Annotated in this window: 5 protein-coding genes; 2 read left to right on the forward strand and 3 right to left on the reverse strand. The window is 67.3% G+C overall.

Translation table 11 applies throughout. The features are described from left to right. On the reverse strand, window positions 1-944 hold a 944-nt coding region (locus tag N878_RS14180), incomplete at its 3' end, for a 5'-3' exonuclease H3TH domain-containing protein (protein WP_021444302.1). A 73-nt stretch (window positions 945-1,017) separates the two neighbouring features. Between N878_RS14180 and N878_RS14185 the strand changes: the two genes are divergently transcribed. Both N878_RS14185 and N878_RS14190 read left to right on the forward strand, forming a co-directional pair. Then, a complete protein-coding gene (locus tag N878_RS14185) occupies window positions 1,018-1,302 on the forward strand; it encodes a DUF2782 domain-containing protein (protein ID WP_031303181.1) in 285 nt (94 codons plus the stop codon). A 17-nt stretch (window positions 1,303-1,319) separates the two neighbouring features. Further along, window positions 1,320-2,270, forward strand: a complete 951-nt coding sequence (locus tag N878_RS14190) for a homoserine kinase (protein ID WP_021444304.1) — start codon at window positions 1,320-1,322, stop codon at window positions 2,268-2,270. Window positions 2,271-2,380: 110 nt separating this feature from the next. Here the strand turns inward: N878_RS14190 and N878_RS14195 are convergent, their stop codons facing one another. Both N878_RS14195 and cyoE read right to left on the reverse strand, forming a co-directional pair. Continuing rightward, window positions 2,381-3,013 carry an SCO family protein gene (locus tag N878_RS14195; RefSeq protein ID WP_021444305.1) on the reverse strand — a complete coding sequence of 211 codons (633 nt, stop codon included), beginning with the start codon at window positions 3,011-3,013 and terminating at the stop codon, window positions 2,381-2,383. 8 nt (window positions 3,014-3,021) lie between these two features. Beyond that, a complete protein-coding gene (gene cyoE / locus N878_RS14200) occupies window positions 3,022-3,921 on the reverse strand; it encodes a heme o synthase (protein WP_021444306.1) in 900 nt (299 codons plus the stop codon). Window positions 3,922-4,047 lie beyond the last annotated feature (126 nt).

The raw sequence follows: 4,047 nt of genomic DNA on the forward strand, positions 1-4,047 counted from the left end.
CTGGCCGGCTCGGCGAACAGGTCGCCGGCCGGGGCCGCGGCCTTGGCCTTGGCCGCCAGGGGCTTGTTCTGCCGCAGCAGCTCGTCGAGCCAGTTCTTGAATTCCAGCTCGCCGTACAGCTCGACCAGCGCCGCCTGATCCGGCTCGCCCGGGTGCAGGTCGTCGATGGCGATGTTCAGTTCGACGTCGGTCTTGATGGTGGCCAGCTGGTAGGACAGGTAGGCCATCTCGCGGTGTTCCTCGAGCTTGGCCGGCAGGCCCTTGGCACCGCGAATCGGCAGCTCGGGCACCTTGTCGAGGTTGGCGTAGAGCACGTCGAGGCCGCCACCGACGCCGGTGAGCAGGCCGAGGGCAGTCTTCTCGCCGACCCCGGGCACGCCGGGGATGTTGTCGACCTTGTCGCCCATCAGCGCCAGGTAGTCGATGATCAGCTCGGGACCGACACCGAATTTCTCTTTCACGCCATCGGCATCGTAGACGCTTCCGGTCATGGTATTGACCAGCGTAACGTGCGGGCAGACCAGCTGGGCCATGTCCTTGTCGCCGGTGGAGATCACCACGTCGCGTTTCTCGCCGGCGGCCTGACGGGCCAGGGTGCCGATCACGTCGTCGGCCTCCACCCCTTCCACGCACAGCAGCGGCAGGCCGAGGGCGCGCACGCTGGCGTGCAGCGGCTCGACCTGCACACGCAGCTCGTCCGGCATGGATGGGCGATTGGCCTTGTACTCGGCGAACAGCTCGTCGCGGAAGGTGCCGCCCTTGGCGTCGAAGACCACGGCGAAGGGGCTGTTCGGGTACTGCTTGCGCAGGCTCTTGAGCATGTTCAGCACGCCCTTGACCGCCCCGGTGGGCAGGCCCTTGGAGGTGGTCAGCGGCGGCAGGGCGTGGAAGGCGCGGTACAGGTAGGAGGAACCGTCGACCAGGATCAGCGGGGCTTGGCTCATGAGCGGGATCAACCTTTTCGGCGGGTGCGGCGCTAGAATGACCGCATCATTGAAATCAAGGAGCAAGGTTACCATGGGTACAGTCAAACGCCTTTTGCTGGTCGGCCTGCTGGCTGGCGCCCCCCTCGCCGCGCATGCCGAAGATCCTGTTTCCGGCGACCCGGATGTGACCATCCGCCAGGACGGCGACCGCACCATCCAGGAATACCGGGTCAACGGTTTTCTCTACGCGATCAAGGTCATTCCGAAAAACGGCAAACCCTACTTCCTGGTGCGCGCCGACGGCAGCGACGGCAACTTCATACGTTCGGACGATCCGGACATGCTGATCCCTTCCTGGGAAATCTTTAGCTGGTAAGGCAATTAAGGTCTGATATGTCGGTATTCACCCCCCTGGAGCGTCACGAGCTCGAAGTCTTCCTGGCGCCCTACGGGCTCGGCCGGTTGCGCGACTTCCAGGGCATCGCCGCGGGTAGCGAAAACAGCAACTTCTTCGTCAGCCTGGAGCAGGGCGAGTACGTCCTGACCCTGGTCGAGCGCGGCCCGGCGGCCGACCTGCCGTTCTTCATCGAACTGCTCGACGTGCTCCACGACGCCGGTCTGCCGGTGCCCTACGCCCTGCGCACGGAAGATGGCCAGGCGCTGCGCAGCCTGGCGGAAAAACCCGCGCTGCTGCAGCCGCGCCTGGCCGGCAAGCACGTGCACGCGGCCAACGCCCACCATTGCCAGGAGGTCGGCAGCCTGCTGGCGCGTATCCACCTGGCCACCCGCGAGCGGCCGCTGGAGCGGCGCAGCGACCGCGGCCTGGACTGGATGCTGGCCGAGGGCCCGAGCCTGGCGCTCAGGCTGCCGGAAGCCGAGCTGCCGCTGCTGCGCGACGCGCTGGCCGAGATCGCCGCGCTGAAAGCCCGCATCCTCGCCCTGCCGCGGGCCAACCTGCATGCCGACCTGTTCCGCGACAACGTGCTGTTCGACGGCAACCACCTGGCCGGAGTGATCGACTTCTACAACGCCTGCTCGGGGCCGATGCTCTACGACCTGGCGATCTGCCTGAACGACTGGTGCTCGCACGAGGACGGCAGCCTGGACGGCCCTCGCGCCCGCGCCCTGCTAGGCGCCTATGCCACGCTGCGGCCTTTCACGGCTGCCGAGGCCGAGCTGTGGCCGGCCATGCTGCGCATCGCCTGCGTACGCTTCTGGCTGTCGCGGCTGATCGCCGCCGAGTCCTTCGCCGGGCAGAAGGTGTTGATCCACGATCCGGGCGAGTTCCAGCGCCGCCTGGCGCAGCGCCAGCGGGTCGAGCTGGCGCTGCCGTTCGCGCTGTAGGGTGGATCACGCTTCACCGATCCACCAGAGCGTTATCGGCTATAGCCCCTCTGGCGCCGAAGTGGTGGATGCAAAAGCCTCATCCACCCTACGCAGACACGGGCGTACCGTTAGCTGCCGGACACCAGCCCCGGCAGCTGCTCGGCCAGCTTGGCGTTGTTGATCGGCGCGCGGATAAAGCCGCGCTGGGTGCCGTCCGGGCCGATGATCACCAGGTTGCCGCTGTGATCGACGGTGTAGTTGTCCTTGCTGGTGTCGGCGGGGATATAGGGGACGCTCACCGCGTTGGCGAACTTCTGCAGCGTCGCTTCCTCGCCGGTCAGGCCGACGAAGCCGGCATCGAAATAGGCCAGGTACTTCTTCAGCTGCTCCGGGGTGTCGCGCTTGGGGTCCACGCTGACCAGCACCAGGCGCAGCCGCGCGCGGGTTTCCTCGGGCAACTGGCCCTGCAGCTGGCGCAGCTGGGCGAGGGTGGCCGGGCAGATGTCCGGGCAGAAGGTGTAGCCGAAGAACAGCAGGCTCCACTGCTCCTTGAGCTGATCCACCGCCACCTCGGCGCCGTCCTGGTCGGTCAGGGTCAGCGCCGGCAGGCTGCGGCTCTGCGGCAGCAGCACGATGCCGGCGTCGAGCAGCGCGGTGGGGTCGCCCTGGCCCTTGGCGGTCAGCACCTTGTTGACGGTGAGCCCCAGCACCAGGGCGACTATGGCGACGAGGACGAAGACGGTGATCTGGGTGCGGGTCATGACGGCCTTTAGATGTTCAGCAGCAGGTAGTGGTCCGCCAGCAGGGCGATGAACAGCAGGAACAGGTACCAGATACTGTACTTGAAGGTGTTGATCGCCGCGTGCGGTTTGCTGTCACGGTACAGCACCCAGGCCCAGTGCAGGAAGCGCCCGCCCAGCAGCAGCGCGCAGACCAGGTAGAGCGGCCCGCTCATGTGGATGGCGTAGGGCAGCAGGGTGACGGCGAACATCACCAGGGTGTAGAGCAGGATATGCACCTTGGTGTAGTGCTCGCCGTGGGTCACCGGCAGCATGGGGATATCCGCCTTGGCATATTCGGCCTTGCGGTGGATGGCCAGGGCCCAGAAGTGCGGCGGCGTCCAGGCGAAGATGATCAGCACCAGCAGCAGCGGCTCGGCGGACATATGCCCGGTCACGGCCACCCAGCCCAGCAGCGGCGGCGCGGCGCCGGCCAGGCCGCCGATGACGATGTTCTGCGGCGTGGCGCGCTTGAGAAAGCCGGTGTAGATCACCGCGTAGCCGAGCAGGGAGGCCAGGGTCAGCCAGGCCGCCAGGGCGTTGGTGAACAGCAGCAGCAGGGCCATGCCGGCCACGGCCAGGAGCAGGGCGAAGCTCAGCGCCGCCGCCGGCGAGACCCGCCCGGCGGTGACCGGGCGCTTGTGCGTGCGCGCCATGATCGAGTCGATGCGCCGGTCCACCACATGGTTGACCGCCGCCGCGGCCCCGGCGCACAGGCCGATGCCGAGGTTGCCGAACACCAGCACGGTCCAGGGCACGCCGGCGCGGGTGGCGAGGAACATGCCGACCAGCGAGGTGATCAGCATCAGCAGCACCACCTTGGGCTTGGTCAGCTCCAGGTAGTCGCGCCAACTGGCGTGTTCGGAGTGGGCTCGCAGCGCAGTAGCCATGGCGTTTCTCCTCTTTGTCGTTATTTGCCGAACGTGGGCGCCAGCTCGCTGCGCGCCGCCGCCGTCGCGCAAGACTCGCCAGCGCGCTGGCTGTCACGGGCACTCGCCCGCAGGCGGTAGTTGACC

The sequence above is a fragment of the Pseudomonas sp. EGD-AK9 genome, from assembly GCF_000465935.2.
In the GTDB taxonomy this organism is placed as follows: domain Bacteria; phylum Pseudomonadota; class Gammaproteobacteria; order Pseudomonadales; family Pseudomonadaceae; genus Aquipseudomonas.

Excerpts from the sequence above, each read along its gene's own strand:
- N878_RS14185 (WP_031303181.1), top strand. The coding sequence starts at position 1,018 with ATGGGTACAGTCAAACGCCTTTTGCTGGTCGGCCTGCTGGCTGGCGCC.
- N878_RS14190 (WP_021444304.1), top strand. The coding sequence starts at position 1,320 with ATGTCGGTATTCACCCCCCTGGAGCGTCACGAGCTCGAAGTCTTCCTG.
- N878_RS14195 (WP_021444305.1), bottom strand. The coding sequence starts at position 3,013 with ATGACCCGCACCCAGATCACCGTCTTCGTCCTCGTCGCCATAGTCGCC.
- cyoE (WP_021444306.1), bottom strand. The coding sequence starts at position 3,921 with ATGGCTACTGCGCTGCGAGCCCACTCCGAACACGCCAGTTGGCGCGAC.